23 protein-coding genes and 1 tRNA gene are annotated in these 22,922 nt (G+C 34.2%); 12 read left to right on the plus strand and 12 right to left on the minus strand.

The annotated features are described in order from the left end of the window. The 3 genes from GGR32_RS07865 to mnhG are packed head-to-tail and all read left to right on the plus strand — an operon-like array spanning window position 1 to window position 1,170. Window positions 1–477, plus strand: coding sequence for a Na+/H+ antiporter subunit E (locus GGR32_RS07865; protein ID WP_183477656.1), 477 nt, complete (start codon window positions 1–3; stop codon window positions 475–477). After that, on the plus strand, window positions 477–785 hold the full coding sequence (locus tag GGR32_RS07870; RefSeq protein ID WP_183477657.1) for a cation:proton antiporter: 309 nt from the start codon (window positions 477–479) through the stop codon (window positions 783–785). Before GGR32_RS07865 ends, GGR32_RS07870 begins: the two co-directional genes overlap by 1 nt. Continuing rightward, window positions 778–1,170 (plus strand): monovalent cation/H(+) antiporter subunit G, encoded by a 393-nt coding sequence (gene mnhG / locus GGR32_RS07875; RefSeq protein ID WP_183477658.1) that lies wholly within the window; start codon window positions 778–780, stop codon window positions 1,168–1,170. The genes GGR32_RS07870 and mnhG overlap by 8 nt, the downstream gene beginning before the upstream one ends. A 2-nt stretch (window positions 1,171–1,172) precedes the next feature. Here the strand turns inward: mnhG and GGR32_RS07880 are convergent, their stop codons facing one another. The 4 genes from GGR32_RS07880 to GGR32_RS07895 form a co-directional block, all read right to left on the minus strand. After that, window positions 1,173–1,652, minus strand: coding sequence for a regulatory protein RecX (locus tag GGR32_RS07880; protein ID WP_183477659.1), 480 nt, complete (start codon window positions 1,650–1,652; stop codon window positions 1,173–1,175). A 71-nt stretch (window positions 1,653–1,723) separates the two neighbouring features. Beyond that, window positions 1,724–3,265, minus strand: coding sequence for an Rne/Rng family ribonuclease (locus tag GGR32_RS07885; protein ID WP_183477660.1), 1,542 nt, complete (start codon window positions 3,263–3,265; stop codon window positions 1,724–1,726). A 259-nt stretch (window positions 3,266–3,524) separates the two neighbouring features. After that, window positions 3,525–3,815, minus strand: a complete 291-nt coding sequence (locus tag GGR32_RS07890) for an HU family DNA-binding protein (RefSeq protein WP_183477661.1) — start codon at window positions 3,813–3,815, stop codon at window positions 3,525–3,527. A gap of 130 nt (window positions 3,816–3,945) precedes the next feature. Next, window positions 3,946–4,422, minus strand: a complete 477-nt coding sequence (locus GGR32_RS07895; protein ID WP_183477662.1) for a PH domain-containing protein — start codon at window positions 4,420–4,422, stop codon at window positions 3,946–3,948. Window positions 4,423–4,506: 84 nt separating this feature from the next. Here GGR32_RS07895 and mutY point away from each other — a divergent pair, with 84 nt between their 5' ends. Genes mutY through GGR32_RS07920 form a run of 5 tightly spaced genes read left to right on the plus strand, consistent with a single transcriptional unit; the run spans window position 4,507 to window position 8,908 of the window. Then, entirely contained in the window at window positions 4,507–5,559 is a 1,053-nt protein-coding gene (mutY, locus tag GGR32_RS07900; RefSeq protein WP_221403707.1) for an A/G-specific adenine glycosylase, read from the plus strand. 39 nt (window positions 5,560–5,598) lie between these two features. Continuing rightward, window positions 5,599–6,051 carry a single-stranded DNA-binding protein gene (locus GGR32_RS07905; RefSeq protein WP_183477663.1) on the plus strand — a complete coding sequence of 151 codons (453 nt, stop codon included), beginning with the start codon at window positions 5,599–5,601 and terminating at the stop codon, window positions 6,049–6,051. Window positions 6,052–6,071: 20 nt separating this feature from the next. Next, the gene (locus GGR32_RS07910) at window positions 6,072–7,409 is read left to right on the plus strand and encodes a gliding motility-associated protein GldE (RefSeq protein WP_183477664.1); all 1,338 of its coding nucleotides are present in this window, start codon (window positions 6,072–6,074) and stop codon (window positions 7,407–7,409) included. Then, entirely contained in the window at window positions 7,406–7,966 is a 561-nt protein-coding gene (gene gldD / locus GGR32_RS07915; protein ID WP_183477665.1) for a gliding motility lipoprotein GldD, read from the plus strand. Before GGR32_RS07910 ends, gldD begins: the two co-directional genes overlap by 4 nt. A 51-nt stretch (window positions 7,967–8,017) precedes the next feature. Then, a complete protein-coding gene (locus GGR32_RS07920) occupies window positions 8,018–8,908 on the plus strand; it encodes a DMT family transporter (protein WP_183477666.1) in 891 nt (296 codons plus the stop codon). 63 nt (window positions 8,909–8,971) lie between these two features. Here GGR32_RS07920 and GGR32_RS07925 read toward each other — a convergent pair whose 3' ends face one another. Together GGR32_RS07925 and GGR32_RS07930 are read right to left on the minus strand one after the other, a co-directional pair. Further along, window positions 8,972–11,041, minus strand: a complete 2,070-nt coding sequence (locus tag GGR32_RS07925) for a M16 family metallopeptidase (protein WP_183477667.1) — start codon at window positions 11,039–11,041, stop codon at window positions 8,972–8,974. Window positions 11,042–11,050: 9 nt separating this feature from the next. Continuing rightward, window positions 11,051–12,376 carry a M16 family metallopeptidase gene (locus tag GGR32_RS07930; RefSeq protein ID WP_183477668.1) on the minus strand — a complete coding sequence of 442 codons (1,326 nt, stop codon included), beginning with the start codon at window positions 12,374–12,376 and terminating at the stop codon, window positions 11,051–11,053. A gap of 226 nt (window positions 12,377–12,602) precedes the next feature. On the opposite strand from GGR32_RS07930, the gene rplU reads away from it, so the two are divergent. From rplU to GGR32_RS07950, 4 genes are all read left to right on the plus strand, one after another. After that, complete coding sequence (gene rplU, locus GGR32_RS07935) at window positions 12,603–13,214, plus strand: 50S ribosomal protein L21 (RefSeq protein ID WP_183477669.1); 612 nt, start codon at window positions 12,603–12,605, stop codon at window positions 13,212–13,214. 40 nt (window positions 13,215–13,254) lie between these two features. After that, window positions 13,255–13,515 (plus strand): 50S ribosomal protein L27, encoded by a 261-nt coding sequence (rpmA, locus tag GGR32_RS07940; RefSeq protein WP_183477670.1) that lies wholly within the window; start codon window positions 13,255–13,257, stop codon window positions 13,513–13,515. A 145-nt stretch (window positions 13,516–13,660) separates the two neighbouring features. Then, window positions 13,661–16,381 carry a PD-(D/E)XK nuclease family protein gene (locus tag GGR32_RS07945; RefSeq protein ID WP_183477671.1) on the plus strand — a complete coding sequence of 907 codons (2,721 nt, stop codon included), beginning with the start codon at window positions 13,661–13,663 and terminating at the stop codon, window positions 16,379–16,381. 58 nt (window positions 16,382–16,439) lie between these two features. Beyond that, window positions 16,440–16,513: transfer RNA gene (locus GGR32_RS07950), tRNA-Ala, on the plus strand. A gap of 44 nt (window positions 16,514–16,557) precedes the next feature. Here the strand turns inward: GGR32_RS07950 and GGR32_RS07955 are convergent. The 6 genes from GGR32_RS07955 to GGR32_RS07980 are packed head-to-tail and all read right to left on the minus strand — an operon-like array spanning window position 16,558 to window position 22,904. Continuing rightward, on the minus strand, window positions 16,558–17,778 hold the full coding sequence (locus GGR32_RS07955) for a murein hydrolase activator EnvC family protein (protein WP_183477672.1): 1,221 nt from the start codon (window positions 17,776–17,778) through the stop codon (window positions 16,558–16,560). Further along, entirely contained in the window at window positions 17,778–18,563 is a 786-nt protein-coding gene (gene lolB1, locus GGR32_RS07960; protein WP_183477673.1) for a lipoprotein insertase outer membrane protein LolB1, read from the minus strand. Before lolB1 ends, GGR32_RS07955 begins: the two co-directional genes overlap by 1 nt. After that, the gene (locus tag GGR32_RS07965) at window positions 18,563–19,927 is read right to left on the minus strand and encodes a tetratricopeptide repeat protein (RefSeq protein ID WP_183477674.1); all 1,365 of its coding nucleotides are present in this window, start codon (window positions 19,925–19,927) and stop codon (window positions 18,563–18,565) included. Before GGR32_RS07965 ends, lolB1 begins: the two co-directional genes overlap by 1 nt. Before the next feature lie 3 nt (window positions 19,928–19,930). Next, the gene (locus GGR32_RS07970; RefSeq protein WP_183477675.1) at window positions 19,931–20,950 is read right to left on the minus strand and encodes a sugar phosphate nucleotidyltransferase; all 1,020 of its coding nucleotides are present in this window, start codon (window positions 20,948–20,950) and stop codon (window positions 19,931–19,933) included. A gap of 40 nt (window positions 20,951–20,990) precedes the next feature. Continuing rightward, a complete protein-coding gene (gene dut, locus GGR32_RS07975) occupies window positions 20,991–21,422 on the minus strand; it encodes a dUTP diphosphatase (protein WP_183477676.1) in 432 nt (143 codons plus the stop codon). Window positions 21,423–21,425: 3 nt separating this feature from the next. After that, window positions 21,426–22,904: a lipopolysaccharide biosynthesis protein gene (locus GGR32_RS07980; protein ID WP_183477677.1), complete on the minus strand. Its 1,479-nt coding sequence runs from the start codon at window positions 22,902–22,904 to the stop codon at window positions 21,426–21,428. Window positions 22,905–22,922: the final 18 nt, after the last annotated feature.

Below are 22,922 nucleotides of genomic sequence, written 5' to 3' on the forward strand. Positions count from 1 at the left end.
ATGAAGAATAGGTTTTTATCAAACATACTACTTACCTTTATTTGGGTTGCCATAACAGGAGATTTCCAGTTTGCCAACTATGTGTTTGGCTTTGTGCTTAGTTTTGTTATCATGTATTTGGTTACTAGAGGGAAAGAAAGTGCAAAATATTTTAAAATAATCCCAAAGCTTATTGCTTTCGTCTTTTTTTTCTTTTACGAGTTAATAAAAGCAAACTTACAAGTAGCTTTTGATGTTATTACGCCTAAATTCTATATGAAGCCAGGTATTGTTTCTGTACCATTAGATGCCGAAACAAATTTAGAAATAACCTTATTGGCAAACCTTATAACACTCACTCCAGGTACGTTAAGTTTAGATGTTTCGCACGATAAAAAAGTATTATACATACACGCAATGTATATTTCTGATAAAGAGGAATTTATCAAGAGTATAAAAAATGGATTTGAGAAACGATTACTAGAAATATTACGATAATGACAATAGAGGAATACTTATATTATATCATCTTACCAGTACTAGCCATCTCTGTTTTATTAGTGTTTTACCGTGTTTTAGTAGGGCCTAGTATTATAGATAGGGTGGTAGCTTTAGATTTACTTATCACTATAGGAATAACTATTATTGCTATTTATAGTATTGTTTACGATCAGTCTACCTTTCTAGATATCGCTATGATATTAGGACTTATTGCATTTTTAAGTACCATTGCTTTCTCTTATTATTTAGGAAAACGAGTACGTGCTAAAAAAATATTAGAAAAAAAAGAACAACAAAATGAGTAATATCTTTATTGTCATACTATCAACAGCAGGAGCGTTATTTATTTTGCTTGCCGCTATAGGTTTTGTAAGAATGCCAGATGCATACTTGAGGATATCGGTAACTACAAAAGCGGTAACCTTAGGGGTGGGACTTATTTTAATTAGTGCAGCTATTTATTTTGAAGATTTGTCGATAACCTCTCGGGTTTTAGCCATAATCTTATTTATAATTCTTACGGCACCTGTAGGTGCGCATCTTATTGGGAGAGCTTCTTACCTCATGAAAGTCTCTATGTGGAAAAAAACAACCTTAGATGAGCTTGAAGGGAAGTATAATGAGCTAACCCATGAGTTACGTAGCGATGATATAAAAAAAGATAAAGAAGAAGAAAATAAAAAAGAATAGGTTTATTTTTTATAATCTAGCTCTTGAAGCTTTTCATAAATAAGGGGTTTTTCGTATCCGCGATAGACAAGGTAATCCATTAGTTTTTGTTTTTGCTTTAGATACGGTAGGTGTTTAACTTGTTGTATTTTTTGGTCAGCGAGCTGATGAAAATTTTCAAGATATTCATTTTCGGTAAACTCTTTTAATGCTTCTTTAATGTTATAACTGGATACCTCTCTAAGTTTTAATTCTCTTAGAATACGTAATCTCCCCCATTTTTTAATTCTAAATTTCCCACGAGCAAAGGCTTTTGCAAAACGTGTTTCGTTAAGAAAGTTATCGGAAATAAGCTTTGTGATAATGTGTTCTTGCGCCAGGGGTGTCATGCGCATTTCTGTGAGTTTTTGGGTTACTTCTTTATGGCAACGTTCTTGGTATGCACAATAGCGCATAAGCTTGGCGGTGGCTTCTTCTACAGTATATGTTTTATAGGTGCTCATGTTTTGTAGCTCGAAGATACTAAAAATAAGGTATAAAAAAACCCGTTGTTTTAAACAACGGGTTTTTAAAATTATAACGCTATCATTTCGCCATCTTTATCATGAAAATGATATTCTAGGTATGTGTAAGCATCTCTAGGTGATACTTTCACCCATCTTTTATGGTCAAAAAACCATTTGTTTCTGGGTGATGGTAATCCTTTTGTTAAATAGGCAGCAATAAAAGGATGTGTACTTAAAGAAATGTTTTTATGTCCTTTTTTTATAAGTTTTTGTAAGTCGGCCGTAATTTTTGTAATCAAAACAATAGGAGCTTCTATTTCCCCTTCTTTATTGGGGTTGCTTTCTCTTGTTTTGATACTCATTTCTGGTCTAACTCGTTGTCTTGTAATTTGGATAAGCCCGAATTTTGTTGGAGGTAATATTTTGTGTTTTGCTCTGTCATCGCTCATTTCTTCGCGTAGATGATTGTAGAGTGTTTTTCGGTTTTCGGCATCATTCATGTCTATAAAATCAACTACAATAATCCCGCCCATATCTCGCAATCGTAATTGCCTAGCAACTTCAGAAGCACTTATAAGGTTTACTTCTAGGGCTGTTTCTTCTTGGGTTTTGGCTTTGTTACTTCGGTTTCCGCTATTTACATCAATTACATGCATTGCTTCTGTGTGTTCTATAACCAAGTAAGCGCCTTTACTCATAGATACGGTTTTACCAAATGCTGTTTTTATTTGCCTTTCAATCCCGTATTTTTCATAAATAGGGGTTTTAGACTTATAAAGTTTTACGATAGATTCTTTTTCGGGAGATATTTCTCCTACGTAATCTTTTATTTGCGTATAGAGTGTTTCATCATCAACGCAGATAGAGGTAAAGCTATCGTTAAATATATCTCTAAGCAGAGATCCTGCTCGGTTTAGTTCTCCTAATACTTTAGAGGGTAGGTGTGCTTTGTGTAGTTTTTTACACATAGAGGTCCAACGGTCTACTAGGTTTTGGAGGTCTTTATCGAGATCGGCTACTTTTTTGCCTTCGGCTACGGTGCGTATAATAACGCCAAAGCCTTTGGGTTTAATACTTTTTACAAGACGTTTTAATCGGTTTTTTTCTTCTTTATCTTCTATTTTTTGAGAAACAGAGATACGGTCTGAAAAAGGAACCAATACAATGTATCTTCCGGCAAGAGAAAGCTCGCTGCTTATTCTTGGGCCTTTGGTAGAAATAGGTTCTTTAACTATTTGTACCAAGATAGATTGGTTTGCTTTTAAGACATTGTTTATGCTGCCATCTTTATCAATGTCTGTTTCTAAGGCATAATCTTTAAGTGAGTAATCTTTTAATTTACCTGTGCTTACACGTTTTACAAATTTTAACAAAGTAGCGACTTGAGGACCTAAATCATGATAGTGTAAAAAACCATCTTTTTCGTAGCCTACATTTACAAATGCGGCATTAAGTCCTGGAACAGATTTTCGTATTTTGGCAAGGTATATGTCACCAACAGAAAAATTTCTTTCCTCGTCTTCTTTGTGCAATTCGACTAATTTTCCATCTTTAAGTAAGGCAAAATCAATAGCAGAGGAATTTGTTCTAATAATCATTTCTTTATTCATGCGTATTAGATTTTTATCCATACCTACATAGGCAAGTATAGATGGATTAGATAATATTGATCACAGGGTTTTCCTGTCGAAGCCTTTGTTTTGGGCTTCTATGTCAATGAACGTTTTTTAAAGAAAAAAAGTAGTGCAAAGACTACTTTTTCTTGTGGCGGTTAGCTCTTCTTCTTTTTTTACGTTTGTGAGTAGCCACCTTATGTCTTTTTCTTTTCTTACCACTTGGCATAAGCTAAATGTTTTTTTAGTTAATAATCTATTTTACTTTTACGTTGCTTTTTACTCCTTCTAAGAAAACTTTAGCAGGTTTAAAAGCAGGAATATTGTGTGCAGGTATCTTAATGGTTGTGTTTTTAGAGATATTACGACCTGTTTTCTCGGCTCTAGTTTTTATAATAAAACTTCCAAAACCTCTCAAGTAAACATTGTTTCCTTCTTCTAGTGAAGTTTTTACTTCCTCCATAAAAGACTCAATTGTTGCTTGAACATCTCCTTTTTCCATTCCTAATTTTTCAGAGATGCTGCTTACTAGATCTGCTTTCGTCATCGTGCAATTTTTTATATAGGGTTATTTCTTTTCGAGGGGCAAATATACTATTTAATTTCAATAAAATAAATCTAAGCGGTTAAATAGTAACCTGATAAATCATCTTTGTTGTTTATTAAGTTAAAATCAATTAGATATTGTTATAGTGTTTCATTTTATCATAAAAATAATTTATATTTTTAGGGCTAATTAAGTAGTTTTTGTTTTTTGTTTTTATTAAAATGTTATTTTTAAGATGTGTAGAGAAAGATCTTGTTCCGTCTTGTGTTTTTCCTAAATAGCCAAAAACACCTTGAGTACTGTATGCGAAACTGCCTTTATGGGGTTTTGCCTTTTTTACTTCTTTAATATCGTTATAAGGAATAAATTGTTTTTTTATAAGGAAATTAATATAAAGTCCTTCTGGGGTTAGCTTATAAGATAAAGGTGTTTGTAATAAAGCAAGTAATATCAATAAGGCTACTGCTGCAAAAATTCCTATGGTTAACCAAGAGAAATTATTAATTAGTGGGATAAAAAGGGCTGTTAAAATTATTATAGCAGTAAACGATGCTATAATGGTATAGAAATCGTAATTACTTGGTGTGTAGGATAAATTTTTCTGCATAGCTTAAAGATATAAAAAATAATATAAACATAGGGCATCAGCTAGTAAACCATTATCATTGCATTTTAAGAAACACTTGTAATAATGTTTAGTAAATCTATACTTAATTGGTATAATGAAAATAAAAGAGATTTACCATGGCGTAACAAACCAGAAGCTTATTTTGTTTGGTTAAGCGAAATTATGTTGCAACAAACGCGTGTAGCACAAGGCTTACCTTATTATTTGCGTTTTGTAGAGGAGTTTCCTACAGTGCATGATTTGGCAGAGGCTTCGCAAGAAAAGGTATTAAAACTATGGCAAGGCTTAGGTTACTATTCTCGTGCTAGAAATTTACACGATACAGCAAAAGTGGTAAGTGTTAATTTTGGAGGAATATTCCCTAATAATTATAAAGATTTAAAAAAACTAAAAGGTGTAGGCGATTATACGGCTAGTGCAATTGCCTCTATTGTTTATCATGAGCCTGTAGCTGTGGTAGATGGAAATGTATATAGAGTATTGTCTCGCTTTTTTGGTGTAGAAACCCCTATTAATTCTACCGAAGGAGTAAAGCAATTTAAAGCGTTAGCTACAAAGATGTTAGCTGAAAAATCTCCAGGATTATACAACCAAGCAATAATGGAGTTTGGTGCATTACACTGCAAACCTAAAAATCCGCAATGCGTAACCTGTCCTGTGCAGTCTAACTGCATAGCTTTTCAGCAAAATAAAGCAGGAGAGTTACCTGTAAAGTTAAAAAAGCAGAAAGTAAGAGAGCGCTTTTTTAACTTTTTGGTTTTTCAAGATGTAAAAGGGCAAATGCTATTGCAAAAACGAGTTGAAAAAGATATATGGCAACATCTGTATCAATTTCCTTTAATAGAAAGTAAACATAATTTAACGCTAGCCGAAATAAAGAAAACCGCTCTGTTGGATAATGAAAAAAAAGTACTTCAAAGTATAAAAAGATGGAATGAAAACCCAATAAAACACGTACTTTCGCATCAGAAAATATGGGCAATATTTTGGTGTGTAGAAGTAAAAAAACTACCCGAAAACATCCAAAATACACAGCAAATAGTTAACAAACAGGAGTTGGTGAAATTTGCAGTCCCCGTTTTAATGGAAAAATTTATTAATTCTAAAAACGGGTAAGTTAAAATTTTTGTTTATATTTACTTAAAACATAGTATTATGGCAGCAGGAACATTAAATAAAGTTATGCTTATTGGGCATACAGGAGATGATATAAAAATGCATTATTTCGAAGGCGGAGGTTGTATAGGGAGGTTTCCTTTAGCAACTAACGAGGAGTATATGAATAGAACAACAGGAGAGCGTGTTAGTAATACAGAGTGGCATAATGTTGTGGTAAGAAATAAAGCTGCAGAAATCTGTGAAAAATACCTTAAAAAGGGAGATAAAGTATATATTGAAGGAAGAATAAAAACTAGAAAGTGGACAGATGATAGCGGTAACGATCGTTACTCTACAGAGATTCATTGTTCAGACTTTACGTTTTTAACTCCAAAAGAGCAAAGTAGCGGGATGAATACTCCTGCCAATCAGCCATCAAATCAAGTACAACCCCAAGCCCCATCGGCTCCTGCAGTAAATCAGGATGACGATGATGATTTACCATTTTAAAAACTTAAACTTTTTGACCTTTGGATCCTGACCCTTCCAGTTTTATAACATTATTATCTTTAGGTTTTTATGAAATTTCGGGTGTAGTACTACTATTTGTGCTACTTATAGCCTCTGCCTTAATATCGGGTTCAGAGGTAGCTTTGTTTTCATTAACACCAACCGATTTTAATACCGATTCTAATAAGTACACTCCAAAAGAACAACTGCTAATTCGCTTATTAGATAAACCTAAAAAACTTTTGGCAACTATTTTAGTAGCGAATAATTTTGTAAATATTGCGGTAATTTTATTGTTCGACTCTCTTGGGAAACACTTTTTTGGTAGCTTAAATACGGTGTTTTTTGGCGTTAACCTTCGTTTTCTTGTAGAAGTTGTCGTGGTAACTTTTTTAATTTTGCTATTTGGTGAAATTTTGCCAAAAGTATATGCCAGTCGTAATAATGTGAAATTTGCTTACTTTATGGCGTATCCACTAGCAGCATTGGATAAATTGTTCGCGATGGTAAGTTTGCCTATGAGCTATGTAACCGCCCAAATACATGCGCGTTTAGGAAAGCAGAAATCACATATAGGGGTCGATCAACTTTCGCAAGCTTTAGCATTAACAAGCCAAGAAGATACTACACAGGAGGAACAAAAAATTCTACAAGGAATTATTTCCTTTGGGAATACAGAAACCAGACAAGTAATGCAACCAAGGATGGATGTTTTTGCGCTGGAAATTAACCAAAGTTATACCGAGGTGTTAACAGAAATTGTAGAAAACGGATATTCTCGTATTCCTGTATACGAAGATAACCTAGATAATATCAAAGGAATTTTATACATAAAAGATGTATTACCACACTTAACCGAAGCAAACCTTAACTGGCAAAACCTTATCCGAGAACCTTATTTTGTGCCAGAAAACAAAAAGTTAGACGATTTGTTGAATGATTTTAAGACGAAAAAAAATCATTTGGCAATTGTAGTAGATGAATACGGCGGAACAAGCGGGTTGATTTCTTTAGAAGATATTATAGAAGAAATAGTAGGCGATATAAGCGATGAGTTTGACGATGAGGATATAATATTCTCTAAACTAGATGAAAATAATTTTATATTTGAAGGGAAAACAACGTTAAAGGATTTTTATAAAATAATAAAACTATCAAATAATTCGGTTTTTGAAGAGCATAAAGGTGAAGCCGAAACTTTGGCAGGTTTTATACTAGAAATTTCGGGGAAGTTTCCTAAACGAAATGAAAAAATAAGTTTTAGAAATTATACCTTTACCATCGAAGTTATTGACAACCGCCGTGTAAAACAACTAAAAGTAAGTAGAACCCCTATAAGCGAAACTTCTGAGGCATGAAATATATAGCTATTCTTTTTTTGATGATATGTGTTTGGTCTTGCCAAGACAACGTACAACCTAAACCAAACGCTTATTTAGCACTTAATTATCCAGAGCCAATTTATGCCAATACAACAGGAACTTGCCCTTATACCTTCGAGGTTAATAAAAAAATGGCTACAATAAAACCATCTAAAGTAGCTAGGCATTGTTGGATCGATATAACCTATCCTAAGCTAAACGGAACCATCTATCTTACCTACATGCCGGTAGAAAATAACCTTACTCAACTATTAACAGATGCTCAAAATTTACCTTTACAGCACACGGTAAAGGCCGATGAAATTTTACCTTCTATTTATGCTAATCCAGAACATAAAACATACGGTACCTTTTATATGGTAAAAGGCGATGCCGCTTCACAAGCACAATTTTATTTAACCGATAGCGTAAAACACTTTATTACAGGAGCTGTTTATTTTGAAGTAAAACCTAACTTCGACTCTATATTACCTGCAGCAGCATACTTGCAACGCGATACTCGTCATATCATGGAAACGATTCGCTGGAAATAATTATGCAAACCCATAAAATAGTTGTTTTTTTGACTCAAAATAGAAAACACTATGCAGCGTATAGAAAAAAAATGGTTTTACCTTATTGGTCTGTCTATTGTTTGGGGTAGCTCTTTTATCTTGATAAAGAAAGGTCTGGTGGGTTTATCGCCATTGCAATTAGGAGCGTTAAGAACATGTTTAGCAGCGCTTTTTATTTTAATAATAGGCTATAAGAGTTTAAAGAAAATTCCTGCGAATAAATGGAAGTGGATTGCTCTTTCGGCATCTTTAGGAACATTTTTTCCAGCTTTTTTATTTGCTTTTGCAGAAACAGAAGTAGATAGTGGTATTGTGTCTATCTTAAACTCTACAGTGCCTATTCTGGCGTTAATTATTGGTTTTTTAGTATTTGAAGTCAGGTCTACCAAACAGCAAACCATAGGTGTTTTTATTGGGCTTATAGGTTCTACAGCTTTAATCTTGTCAGGTGCAGAGGTAGGAGAAAGCAAGCATTTAATTTATGCTGTTTTGCCACTTGTGGCAACAACCATGTATGCTACCAATGTACACCTTATTAAACGACATTTACAGGAAGTTCCTGCGTTGAGTATTACTACCGGTTGTTTTGTAGTTTTATTTTTTCCAGCCTTATTGGTATTGGCATATTCAGGTTTCTTTTCTAAAGAGCTGTTGGTGAATGAAACCATGCAAACCTCCGTTTTTTATATCATGATTTTAGCTTTAATAGGAACAAGTATTGCAAAAATTTTATTTAATAAATTGGTGCAAATATCTACACCTGTTTTTGCAACATCGGTTACGTATTTAATTCCTGTTGTGGCACTTATGTGGGGGCTGTTAGACGGAGAAGTTTTTAACGGATGGCAAGTAATTTCGGGAGTGGTAATTTTGCTAGGCGTATTTTTAGCCAATAAAAAAAGAAAATATAAAATGAATTAATTATAAAAAAAATAGGCGGCCTCCTAAAAAGCCGCCTATTTTTATGATATGTACGATATGGGTTTAATTAAATTCGCTATCAGAAATTTTCTGATTTATTAGTGCTTCAATTATTTTAATATCGATGGTTTCTGGTCCCATATTTACTTTAAGGTTGTGTGGGAATAAAACACCATTCACTTCACGATAGTCACCATATTTAGTAATGCTCTCATAGCTTTGTCCGTTTTGAGACATAGTAACTTTAGTCTGAATTTTTAATCCAGTTTTAGTGTCGTAATAGTTTTTAGTGTTTTCATTTACTTGAACAACATAAGCATCTTTTCCCTCTACAGCTTCAATGTTTAAAAGTTTAGATTTTTCTGAAGTAATATTTAGCTCAGGGAATAATCCAGATTGATCTTTAGCGCTCTTATTTTGCTCCTCTGTATAGGCTACTTTTTGTCCTTGGGCTTCGGCATATCCAGTACTTCCGTTAAAAACATTTTTACTAATTGTCATCCCGTTCATTTTTACTAATTGGAGCGACTTCCCATCTTTTGTTTGCTTAATGTCGAAGGTTAAAGCCATTCCTTGAATTTGTGCTCCACCTTGCATTGTTACGTTATCAACCTTATCGATAGCCGTTTTTCCGCCAATTGCATTTATATATTTGTCGAGAACGCTAGTAAGGGTAGTTCCTTGAGGTATTTTTTTAGAGAAAACAGGGCGTTTAACTTTTTCGCCTTCTTTGTTATAATAAAAAGCAGGAAGCTTTTTACCGTTTATTTTCATGTTTTCTAAGTTGTGTGCTATTTCGCTTCCTTTTCCAGCAATAACAATTTGCATATTGTTGGTTTTAAAATACTTGTTGGCTACTCGGGTGATGTCTTCTGTAGTAACGGCATTAATGTTTTTAAGGAAGTTTTTGTAGAAATCCTCATTTAAATCGTTGGTTTTAATATTCAACGCATAGCTAGCAATGGTAGAAGGTTTTTCTAGTTTAAGTACAAAATCTCCTGCAAATTTAGCTTTCGCATTGGTAAGCTTCTCTGTGGCTACCGGTGTTGTTTTTATTCTATCAATCTCCTTGAATATTTGTACTACAGCACTATCGGTAACTTCGTTTCGTACGCTAGTTGATGCATAAAAACGACTAGCATATTTATCGGCAGAAGCACGACTTCCTGCTCCGTAAGTGTAACCGTGTTCCTCACGTAGATTCATGTTTAAGTAGCTTCCAAATGATCCTCCAAGAATATTGTTTGCAACAAGTACTGCAAAATAGTCTGGGTCGCTCATTTTTAAATCGATGGTGTTTTGAACGCGAATTTCACTTTGTACCGCATTAGGAACATCGATAATATTTAATTGTGTTGTTGCTATTTTAGGAAGTGCGGGTAATGCGTTTTCTGGAACATTGGTAGCTTTCCAGTTTTTGAAGTGCTTTTTTACAAGTTTTTTAGCTTCTTTTAGGCGGATGTCTCCTACAAGTACTAAGTATGCGTTTTTAGGAGAAATGTAAGTATTGTAATAAGCTTTTACATCTTCAAGTTTGATGTTTTGTATCGAAGTTTCTGTGGCAAATTCTCCGTAAGGGTGGTTTTTTCCATAAGCTAAATAAGAACTTAAGTTTCCTGCAATAACTTGTGCACTTTTATCGCCAGATTTTATACCTTCTATAATGCGTTCTTGTTGTTGGTCAAATTCCTCTTGTGTAAAAACAGGATTTATTATTCCGTCGGCTAGTAAAGCTAGTACTTCTGGGAAAAACTTAGATAACGAGCTGGCGTAAGCGCTTTCTTCGCCAAAACCAATAGAAGCTCCCATGAAGTCTATTTTCTCGTTGTACTCATCTTTACTATAGGTTGTGGTTCCGTTGCCCATCATTGCGCTATAAATATCTTTAGTGCCAATGTTGTTGTTCTCAGCATGCGGTTTGTTATCTATTAGTAAAGTAGCACGAACTCTAGGGAGTTTATGGTTTTCAACAAGCATAACTTTTAATCCGTTTTTAAGCGTAAAAGAGGCTGGTTGACTCAAATTAATTTGAGGAGCGGGACCAGGTTTTGGCATTTGGGAACGGTCTATTTGTGCTTGAGCACTAAAAACCATTAGACAGGTAATGAATATGAATAAGATTTTATTTTTCATGATGGCGGCTTATTTTTTTTCTGGAGTTGGTAAGTAATCTAAATCTAATCGTTGGTTTTCTTTTAAGTATTTGTTTGCAACGTCTTTTATTTCCTCACGTGTAATACTTCTATAGATTTCGATTTCTTTGTTAATTAGGTTTGTGTTTCCGTATAAAGTATGGTAGGTTGCTAGAGATGCGGCAATGCCTTCCATGCTACTATTGGCGTTTACAAACTGATTTTCGAACTCGTTTTGTAATTTTTGATATTCTTTTTCTGAGATAAGTGTTGTGCGAAGTTTTGATATTTCTTCATCGATAGATTTTCCTAGTGTAGCAAGGCTTGTTTCTCCTAAAGCTAAAGCACCAACTACATAAGTCCCGTAGTCTTCTTGTGATCTTGGGAATGCAAGTACTTGTAAAGCGGTTTTCTCTTGGTCTACCATTTTTTTGTATAAACGCGAGCTTTTTCCGCCAGTAAGCACCGATGAAATCATTTCTAATACATAAGCATCTCTATCTTTCATAGAGGGGGTTCTATAAACATAAAGTTTTGCTGGGATTTGGATGTTGTTATCGTACTCGGTTGCCTTGATGGTTTTGGTAATCGGGGCTTCCTTAATGTTTACTCGGGTTACTGCTGGGCGTGCTTTTATTTGTCCGAAGTAGTTTTCTATTAGCTTTTTTGTTTCGGGGGTGTTGAAATCTCCTGTTACTACCAAGGTCGCGTTGTTAGGGCCGTAATATTTTTTAAAAAAGGCTTTAAACTCATCAAGCTGTGCAGCGTCTAAATCTTCCATAGTCCCTATTACTGAGTTTTTGTAAGGGTGCTTCTGGAAAAGGTATGGCGTAATTCCTGTGTTATAAATTATCTTACCGTAAGGAGCGTTGTCTATTCGGGTGCGTTTTTCTTCTTTAACCACCTCGTTTTGTGTATCTACACCTATTTGATTAATAACAGGGTGTAGCATACGTTCAGACTCCATCCAAAGTCCTAATTCTAAGTTGTTAGATGGGAAAGTTTCGTAGTAATATGTACGGTCTTGTGTGGTATTGGCGTTATTGCTTCCGCCATGAGCAGCAACAATATTAAACCACTCGCCACGCTCTATGTTTTGGGTGCCTTCAAACAGTAAATGTTCAAAAAAGTGAGCAAAACCAGTTCGTCCTTTTTCTTCATCTTTTGCACCTACGTGGTACATTACGCCTACGGTAACTACAGGAGCACTGTTGTCTTGGTGTAAGATAACGTGTAGACCGTTGTTTAGATCGTATTCGGTAAAATCTACTTCTTGAGCTACTGAGGAAAAACTCAGGGCTAAGCATGTAGCAATAGCGCTAATTGTTTTAATCATGGTTTATTTGGGTTAAAGGTGTTTTTATGATATGACTTCAAAAATATAAAATAGTTACATAAAAGCCTTGTACATTTTTAACTAATCTGTTAAATTGCTTACTTGCAGGATAGGTGTTTGCTGAGGGAAAACATTAGGTGGTAGTTCTCTAAAAAAGAATTGTATAGTTAAATAATAAATGTTATATTTGCCCTCATTTTTTAATTAAAATTAATAACGTAACACTATGTACGCAATTGTAGAGATAGCAGGGCAGCAGTTTAAAGTTGCAAAAGACCAAAAGGTGTTCGTTAACCGTTTAGCAGGTAAAGAAGGTGATTCTATTACTTTTGATAAAGTATTGCTTGCAGGAAACGGAGACGACATTACCCTTGGCGCCCCAGTTATAGAAGGAGCTCATGTTGGAGCAAAAATTACTCGTCACTTAAAAGGTGATAAAGTAATTGTATTCAAAAAGAAAAGACGTAAAGGTTTCCGTAAGAAAAACGGTCACCGTCAGTATTTAACTGAAATTTCTATCGAAGATATTTCATTAAAAGGAGGTAAGCCAGCTGCAAAACCAGCAAAAAAGGCAACAACTGCTGGAGATGATCTTAAAAAGATAGAAGGCGTAGGACCTAAAGCTGCAGAAGCATTAGCAAATGCAGGCGTAGATACTTTTGCTAAAGTAGCAAAAACATCTGCAGAAGAATTAAGCAACATTTTATCTGAAGCTAGTTCAAGATTGGCACATTTAGCAACTGCTACTTGGCCACAACAAGCACAGCTTGCAGCCGATGGTAAATGGGACGAATTAAAAGAATTACAAGATAAATTAGACGGAGGCGTAGAAAAATAATTCTACTCGAAAGTCTTTTTAAACAAAACACTTTTAAAAAATGGCACACAAGAAAGGAGTTGGTAGCTCTAAAAACGGAAGAGAATCAGAATCGAAACGCTTAGGAGTTAAGATTTTTGGAGGACAACCTGCTATTGCTGGAAACATTATTGTAAGACAGCGTGGAACTGCACATAATCCAGGAGAGAATGTGTATGCAGGTAAAGACCATACATTACATGCCAAAGTAGATGGTATTGTAAAATTTACAAAGAAAAAGAATAATAAATCTTATGTTTCTATAGAACCTTTTGAAGCTTAAGAATTATAATTTTACCATAAAAAAAGCCTTTTAGGATTTCCTAAAAGGCTTTTTTTATTATTTTGTACTTCCCTTGTTCTAGTAGGTGTTTTATTAAAATACTTATTGGTGTAGGCTTAACAGAATGCTTAAAAAACAACTAATTATGTCAGGGTTTATCAATCAATGTATTGCTTATGTACTTGCCAAGGAAACAGAAATTTCTTCTTGTGTATTTATTTTACCTAGTAAACGTGCGGGGAATTTTTTAAAGAAAGAACTGGCTGAAGAAATTCCAGATACATTGTATGCTCCTGAGGTTTGGAGTATAGAAGAGTTTTTACACGAAATAACCGCTATGCAAGAGCTAAGCAGCACACAAGCTTTATTTAAGCTTTATGAAGCTTATTGTAGTGTTGTGAAAAAGGAAGCAGAGGCTTTTGATGTTTTTATTACTTGGGGGCAAACTTTATTACACGATTTTAATGAGATAGACCGTTATTTAATTAATCCTGAAGAGTTTTTTACCTACTTAAGCAATATTCAAGACATTAATCATTGGGCATTAACAAGCAATAAAACAACTTTGGTTAAGAAATATCTTGAGTTTTGGAAACAATTGCCTGCCATATATAATGTTTTTACAACAAACTTACTTAAAGAAAAACTTGCCTATCAAGGCTTAATGTATAGGCAAGCGGCAGCAAAATGCGCTCATTTTTTTAAAGAAAATAAAGAAAAAAGATTTTATGTAATAGGCTTTAATGCTTTAAACGATGCCGAACAACAATTGTTTCAAACCCTTTTAGCAAGCGAACAAGGCGATGTGCTTTGGGATATCGATAAAGCCTTCCTAGAGGACCCTTATCATGATGCAGGTTTATTTATTAGGAAATATAAAAATACTTGGGCATATTATCAGCAGTATCCTGACCGATTTAAGTTTATAGATTCTTCTTATAAAAACACAAAGAATATTAAAATTTATGAAGTTTCTAAAAACGTAGGACAAGCCAAACAAGTAGGGGAAATTTTAACGAAATTTGATGCAGAACAACTAGCAAATACAGCTGTTGTAATGAACGATGAAAGCTTGCTTACCTCAATGTTAAATGCCTTGCCAGAAAATATAACCGAGGTAAACATAACTATGGGATTGCCCTTGGTAGAAACCCCAATAGCAGCTTTGATAGAGATTTTGTTTGATATTCAACAAGAGAAAAAAGATACCTATTATTATAAAAATATATTAGCTTTTTTACATCACCCTATAATTCAGCGTAAATTAAGCAGTGCTGGAGATAAGCTCATTAAAGAAATACAGGAAGAAAACCTTGTTTTTATAGAACTTTCTACGGTATTAGAGTTCTTTGAGCCAGATGAACATCCTTTTTTAAATTTTTGTTTAGGTAAAAATATAAGCTCACCAAAACAGTTTATCCAACACCTAACAGAAGCTTTATTAGCGCTAAAAGCTAGTTTAAGCGATGCTCCTGTTTTAAAGGAGTATGTTTTTCAGTTTTACCAATTGTTTAATCAGCTTTTGGTACTTACAGAGCAATACCCTTACTTAGATACAATTCCTTTAGTTAGGCTAATGTACAAGGAACAACTTCAAAGTTTATCGGTAGATTTTAAAGGTTCGCCTTTTAAGAATTTACAGCTTATGGGAATGTTAGAAACTCGGGTTTTAGATTATGAAAATGTAATTCTTACAAGTGTTAACGAAGGAATTCTTCCGTCAGGAAAAAGTCAAAATTCTTTTATCCCTTACGATTTAAAAAAAGCTTACGGCTTGCCTACATACCGAGAAAAGGATGCTATTTATACGTATCATTTTTACAGATTATTGCAACGAGCAAAATCGGTTAGCTTGTTATTTAATAACGATGCTTCGGGAATGCAATCTAGCGAAAAGAGCAGGTTTATAACACAATTAGAATTAGAAAGAAACATAGAAATTATAACCAATCCAGTTTATGTTCCTCCCATAAAAACAGACTTAAAGCAATTTCCTAAAACACCAGAAGTTATCAAACGTATAGAGGCTTTAGGTGCTTACGGATTTTCGCCTTCAGCGTTAACAACCTACATTAGAAACCCAATAGATTTTTATCAGAAATATATTTTAGGAATTAGAGAGGAAAATACGGTTGAAGAACATTTAGCTGCAAATACTTTTGGAACAATAGTTCACGAAAGTTTAGAGCAATTATATACGCCTTTTTTAAACAAGAAGTTAACTGAAAGAGATTTGTTGTGGATAAAAGAAAACATTGCTAATGAGGTAGATAAGCAATATCAATTAGTTTATAAAAAAGCACCTGTACAAGAAGGGATAAACCTTATTAGTAAAAGCATTTCCAAACGGTACTTATCTAATTTGGTTATACAGGAATTACAAGTTTTAAACCAAACCGAAACCGATACGGTAAAATTAATAGCGCTCGAAGCACCGTTAGAAGCCAACATAACCGCTAGTTTTTTAGCAAACCCTATAAAGCTGAAAGGAACAGCAGATAGGATAGACGTATACAATACTACTTTACGTATTATAGATTATAAAACAGGGAAAGTTTTGCCGTCTGATTTGGTGGTAAAGGACTGGGGTTTATTAATTACCGATTATAAATACAGCAAAGCTTTCCAAGTGCTTTGTTATGCTTATATGTACCTTAAAACAACTCAAGTAGAAGCAGGAGTAACCGCAGGAGTTATTTCGTTTAAAAATTTAAAAAGCGGTTATATGGCCTTTGAAAATAAAGAAGGTAAAGAAGCTGAGGCGTTGATAACTCCAGCAATACTAGCAAAATTTGAGCAGGCGCTAGTAACATTATTACAAGAAATAGTTAATCCAGAACTTCCTTTTATAGAAAAGGAAGTTTAACTCAATAAATTATTTTAATAACAATAATATTATCCTTACTTTTAGGCTTTCATTTTATGGGGGATTAGCTCAGTTGGCTAGAGCGTTTGGCTGGCAGCCAAAAGGCCACCGGTTCGAATCCGGTATTCTCCACTTTTGGAAGCCTTAATCAGTTTATATATAATTGGTTAAGGTTTTTACATTTTATATATCCAATGTGCCGGATTTAACGATTGTGTATTTTTATACATTAAAAAGCTAAGGGTGGGCTTGTTGGTGGCAGTACTTCTGGCAACATGTCCAAGTACAGTTCCTGTGTTTATTTCATCTCCTATATTTACAAAAACTTCACTTAAGTTATTATAAATGGTTATGTAATTTCCGTGTTTAACAAATACAGCACGATTAGCTCCTCTAATAGATTGTATTTTAAATACACTTCCTTTAAAAACAGCTTTTACGGGTTCATTTTCGTTTGTTTCTATTCTTACTCCGTTACTTTTTATATTTGCTGTTTTTACAATAGGGTGAGGATGGGTTCCAAAACGCATTACAATAACTCCCGACTTTACAGGCCAAGGCAGCTTTCCTTTATTTGTGGCAAAATTTGCAGCAAGGGCTTTGGCTTGTGGGGTTAGCTCAAACTTTGTTTTATTACTAGAGCCTTTTTTCTTGTTTTCGGCCGCAATAGCTTCTTTGATAAGGCGTTCTATTTCTTTGTCTATTTTCGAAATTTCAGACTGTTTATCTTGTATTTGCTGCTTAAAAACATCTTCTTTTTTACGGATACTAGCAATAAGTTCCTGTTGCTGTACTTTGTCTTTACGTAATTTAGCTTGTGTTTTTCGGTTTTCTGCAAGCAAAACCTCTTTTGCCGCGCGTTGTTCTACCAATTCTTTATTGAGGCTTTGTAGTTTTACGGTTTGCTCTTTTATTTTTTCGCCTTGTTGCTTACGGTAATTGGTATATTGTTTCATATACTGTAAGCGCTTGTATGCCTGTAAAAAACTTTCGGAAGAAAGTAAAAACATAATACGGTTTTGTTGAGATTTACTTTTGTATGATTTTTCAATCATTTCGGCATAATCTTCTTTTAACTTATTAAGTTCTTTGCGCAGTTGCTCAATATTGTTTAGGTTGGTGTTTATTCTACGCGTAAGCAGGTTGGCTTCTTGGTTGGTAACTTTTATTAAATTTTCGCTAACGCGAATACGTTTATCTAGGTTTTCTACTTGTGTTAAAATAGACTCCTGTTTATTTTTGTTAGAAATTAATAAGCTGTTAATTTCTTTTATTTGGTGCTGAAGTTCTCGGCGACGCTGTTCAAGAGCTTTACGCTCTTTATCCTGCCCGTAGCTTTGAGTACTTGCTAATAGTAGAAAAACGGTGATGAAAGCAAAAAAGGAGCGTATTCTCATTATAAAATCATTTTTTTATAGCCTTTTGGAACGGTATAAGGAAAACTAACTTCCTCGTTAAATACAACCGAGCGATAATCTATGCTAACATTTGTATTTTCTTTTTTGTTTTTAGATTGTATTTCTATGCGATTAGGAAACCATTGTCCTGCTACTTTTGAATAAGATGGGTAATCTATTTTTAGCGACCTGTTATTAAAAGGTTGCGCTATACGTTGTTGTTTTACCTTAAAATTTGTAGGGTCTAACAGGATATCAAAAATAAGGTTTTGGTATTCTTTTTTATTTAAAGCGTAGTAACGGTCGTTATTTTCTAAATTAAAGGATTTGTTTATTGGGTAAATAAGTTCTCCCGTAAGAAAGCTCTCTAAATTTTTATAATTTAGGTCTGCATTTAAGTAATTTTGAATAAAAGAAAAATCGCTGTCCCAATAGGTGCCATTTATTTTCTCATAGGCTTGCACACGGTTTGGGGTAATGTATATTTTGGCTAAAGGAATAACTCCTGCTAGTTTTGCGCTAAGCCAAATGCCTTCACCTTTTTTTATACGCATACTAATACTTATAGATTGCTCGTCTTTTTCTGTTTTGTAACTCCCTTTTAACCGAGCTTTTATGGTTTTGAAATTTACTTGTTCTTTTTCATGAAATTTCTCTATTTTTTTTACAGAAGTAAGTGTAGGAGAATTGCTGGTAGGCGTTTTGGTAGTTTTACAAGCTAACCATAAAAAACTAACCGCTATAAGTAGGCTAGTGTGCTTTATTTTGTTTAAAAACATTTTCATTACTTGGTAATATGTTTAATTTTTTCTTCTATTTCTAGTATTTTTTCTGGTTGCTCAAGTGCCTTATAGGCTTCGAGTATATTTTGGTACAAACTTAACTTTAATGCTGAGTTTGCTGTGATAAAATTAAGTCCTAATTCAGCACTTTCTATGCCATTGGTATATTCCTTTAAGTTGATATATGCGGCAGATTGATAGGTGTAGAATATGCCTTGTGTTGGGTAGAAACTTAAGGCTTCTGTACTTAATTTTAAGGCCTCATGATATTTTTTTTCTTTCAAATATAAAGGGATTAATGCTTTTAGTGTTTGAAAGTCAGAGTTTTTTGTTTTTAAAATCGCTTCGTATTGTTCAATAGCTTTTGCATTATTGTTTTCAGCAAGGAAATCTGTTGTTGTTTTTTCTAACGGAAGTGATTTTTGTTGTTCCAAAATGCTGAGTAAATTGGGCTTATACTCAGGGTGGTTTTTTACAATACTAACCAAATAGGTAATCGCTTTAACCTTTAATTCATTTTCGGTTTTAGGGTTTTCAACTACTGCTGTTATTGTTTTTACAGCAGCTGGAATTTCGTTGTTTTTGAGCTGGTAGGCATAAGTTAAGCTTTGGGTTTTAGGGCTATCTGGAAATTCTTTTTTCATGTTTTGCAGATAGGTTATAGCTTTGGGATTGCTTTGCTCAAGGTATAGGGCTGTAATATTGAAGTAATTGTTTGCAGAGGCTTTTTTCTCGAGTTTATGAAGAAAATAGTGTTCTAGTTTTTGGGGAGTTATTTCGTTATAGAGTTTATTTCTAAGCTTTTTTCGGTAGTAAGTGTCTCCTTGTTCATCAACTATTCTATCTAGTGCTTCTAAGGCTTTTTCGTGTTTTTCTGTTCGGCTATATAGGTTGGCAAGGTCCTCGTAATAATTAAGTTTTTTTTGGCTTAAGCTTATGGCTAACGGAATGGCTTTTTGGTAATTTTTTTGCGCAGCAAATACGTCGTAAAGTGTAATTTCTATATCGATATTGTTAGGTTGTTTTGCTAAGGCAGTGGTTAAATATTTTTCTGCTTCGGGTAGATTGTTTAACGAAAAATAATTTTTGCCTAATTCAAAATCTACACTCATTTCGTTTGGACGTAGTGTTTTACATTCCTTTAAGATTGTAATGGCTTGGGTGTAATCTTCGATAGCTCTTTTGGCGAGTGCTTTAAAAAAGTATTCTTGAAATTTATCAGAAACATTCCCTAAGTCATCCTGGTTAACTTCTTTTTTTGCAATGGCAAGAGTATCTTGTGGAGTTTGGGCATATAAAGTAGTTATACCTGATGTAAAGATCAGGTATAAACTACTTAGAAAGATATGTTTCTTAATTATATTCATTAATTATTCTAAGGTGGAATAGTCGCCTATACTTATGGTTTTAAACGCTCCGTTATAATTAACGTAATTTCCTATCATAGCATTGTTTAACTGTACATTTTTTATTTTGCTATGTGTTTGGATAAGGCTGTTTTTTATCGTAGCATTTTCTATAGTGGTATTGTTACCCACCGATACATTAGGGCCAATTGTTGTATTGATAAGATGAACATTTTCTCCAATATAACAAGGTTCAATAATTTTGCTGTTTTCTAGCTTTATGTTGTTAGATATAAGTTGCTCCTCTCCGTCCTGTTGGATAAAATGCAGCATTTTTCCGTTGGTTTCTACGGTTACATTTTTATTACCACAATCCATCCATTCATCTACGGTTCCTGTTTTAAAAATTTTACCTTCTGCCATCATTTTTTTTATGCCATCATTTATTTGGTATTCTCCTCCGTGCATAAGGTTTTCTGCTAAAACTTCTTGAAGTTTATTTTTTAGTACCGCTATATCTTTAAAGTAATAAATCCCAATAACGGCTTGGTTGCTTACAAATGTTGTAGGTTTTTCTACAAGCTCTATAATTTCATTATTAGCGTTGAGGTTTACTACTCCGTATGCTTCTGGGTTTTCAACTTTTTTGGTCCAGATTACAGCATCAGCTTTTTCATCTAGGGTGAAATTAGCTCTAATCAAGGTGTCGGCATAGGCAACTACCGCGGGTCCTTCTAGTGAATTTTCTGCGCACATTATGGCATGTCCTGTTCCTAGGGGCTTATCTTGGCGATAGATGGATGCTTTTGCTCCTAAACTATGGGCTAATGCGGTAAGATTTTCTACGACATCATCTCCGAAAAAAGCGGGGTCGCCTAATATAAAAGCAACTTCGTCTATGGGTTCTGCAATAACTTTAGCAATATCTTTAACTAAGCGGTGTACAATAGGTTGCCCTGCAATGGGGATTAATGGTTTTGGTACCGTAAGTGTATGTGGGCGAAGCCGAGAGCCTCTACCTGCCATTGGAACGATGATTTTCATAAGTTTTTGGTGTTTTTTTAATAGGTTAGTTTTTGTTTTTTTAAACTCCAGTGCTTCCAAATCCAGCTTGTCCGCGTTGAGTTTCGTCTAATTCGGTTGTTTCTTGCCAAGTTATTCTTTCGTGTTTTGCAATAACTAGCTGTGCAATACGCTCTCCATCTTTTATTACAAAAGGATCGTTAGATAGGTTAACAAGAATTACGCCAATTTCTCCTCGATAATCGGCATCTATTGTACCTGGTGCATTAAGCACAGTAATGCCTTTTTTTGCAGCCAATCCGCTTCGAGGTCTTACTTGTGCTTCATAACCTATTGGGAGTGCAATGTGCAAACCTGTTTTTATAATGCTTCTACCCATAGGAGGGAGTGTTATTTCTTCTTCGAGATTGGCACGTAAATCCATTCCTGCAGCGGCTAGACTTTCGTAATTTGGTAACTCGTGCTTGGAGGTGTTGTATATTTTAACGGTCATTATTTATCGTTTTCTGTTTTTTAAAGAATTATAAATACTGATAAGCTGATTTTTTTCTAGTGCTATCATTGTTCCACTAAGCAAAAGAATAAACAGGATACCAACATAATAATTTTCTCTGAAAAGAAAAAAGTATGTAAAGGCAAATGCACTAGAAAGACCTAAGTATAGCCCTATTTTTTTTATATTGTAAGGAATGGGGTAATATTTTTTTCCTAACAGGTAAGAAATAAGCATCATGCTGGCGTAAGCGGCTAAGGTTGCTATTGCGGCTCCTTTGTAGCTGATAATTGGGATAAGCCAAAAGTTTAAGGCAAGTGTAACGATGGCTCCTAAAATAGAGATGTATGCGCCTATTTTTGTTTTATCGGTCACTTTATACCATACCGATAAGTTGTGGTAGATGCCTAAACATAAATTTGCTAAGGTAATAAATGGCACAATCCATAAGGCTTGGCGATATGCTTCGCTACGGATAATGTATAGTTTTAGAATATCTGTAAATACTACAATGCCTAAAAACATGAGCGCCCCTAGCATGACAAAGATTTCTAAAATAGTGGCATAATTTTTCTCTTTGTTTTTTTGCTCTGCTTGACTGAAAAAAAAGGGCTCTACCCCAAGCTTAAAACCTGTTACAAAAAGGGTCATAAACACCGCTATTTTATAACATGCAGCATACATGCCTATTGTTGTCTCGGCAATATTTTTAGGAAGCAGGTAGTCTAGTAATAGTCTATCAAAGGCTTCATTGATAGAATAGGCAATACCGGCGATAAGCACAGGAAATGCATATTTCATCATTTTTTTCCAAAGGTCTTTATCAAATCTAAAGTTTAGTTTAGTGTAGAATTTCCCTAGCAAAATTAAACTCGAAACACTGCTAATTACCTGTGAAATTAAAATGTAGTTGATTTCGAAATTTGGAATGTATAAATTTTCAGCAAAGGTGAAACTCTCGGCTATTTTTTTTAAGCCAACCAGAAAGAAAACATTAAGCCCTAGGTTAATTGCAACATTGGTAATTTTTATAAAAGAGTATTTTAGGGGTTTTTGCATGGCTCTTAACCATGCAAAAGGGATAATGACAATAGCATCTAAAAATAAAATAGCAAGAATGTATTTGATGTACTCAATGTTAAGCCCTGTTACTTGTGCTATTTTATGCTGCAGTAAAAAACCTATGATTAAAAAAAGTAAGGAACTTATAAGTAATGAAATACTAGCGGTACTGGTAACAGTGTTTTTGTTTTTTTCTTTATGAAAAAACCTAAAAAAAGCGGTTTCCATCCCATAAGCGAGAATAACATTAAAGAAAATAAAGTAGGAGAATATAATATTTAATTTTCCATATTCAGCTACAGAAGACAGTACGCCGTCTGAGGTATAAAGTGGTACGAGTATAAAACTTAATAACCTTGGTAGCACAGTGGCTAAGCCATAGATAAACGTTTGTTTAAATAGTTTTTTAAGTGTTGCCAAAATTTTATTTTAAGGAGC

The organism is Mesonia hippocampi (genome assembly GCF_014197445.1).
Taxonomy (GTDB): Bacteria; Bacteroidota; Bacteroidia; order Flavobacteriales; family Flavobacteriaceae; genus Mesonia; species Mesonia hippocampi.